The following is a 530-nucleotide window of genomic DNA, read 5'->3' on the forward strand; positions in this document are numbered from 1 at the left end:
ATTCCGGTCAAGCCACGGTGATGCGGGTGACGGCCAGGGGCGAAGCGGCCCTGAAGATGCGAGCTTGCTCCTTGTTCAACCCGGTGCAATGTTCTCCCTGTCCGGTGACGTCGCACGCACGGTGACGAGGCGGGCTGGTGCGGTTCACGACATCAGCAGGAGGCCTCCCAGAATGACGCTTGCCGTTTTCATTGGTGGAAGACGAGCCGTTGATCCAGGACAACCGCAAGGTTGTGCTCGGGCTACCTGCAGGCAGAGGTCGTCGGGGCTGCGCTTTCCGAGGCTGAAGCTGTGGCCTGCCTCCAGGCGAACGAGGAGGCATGGCAGCTTCTCGTCGTGGATCTGTTGCTGAAGCAGGGAACAGGACCTGGCGTGTCGGCCGCCCTTTTTACGCCCGGCAGAAAGAAGTGGATCGTGGCGGCGTTGACCAACGCGGCTTCTCCGGACAGCCGCGCGGCGTGCTTTCGTCTGGACGCCGATGTGGTCGTCGACAAGGCAGCGCAAGTCAATGAGTTCCTCGCCTATTGCGC

General features: G+C 62.8%; 1 protein-coding gene. It reads left to right on the top strand.

Going from position 1 to position 530, the window contains the following annotated elements; genetic code table 11:
- Positions 1-231 precede the first annotated feature (231 nt).
- Positions 232-530: hypothetical protein (locus tag AC1DSC_RS32685; RefSeq protein WP_018907548.1), on the top strand; the 299-nt coding region annotated here is incomplete at its 3' end.

The organism is Variovorax sp. 01N425 (genome assembly GCF_056399465.1).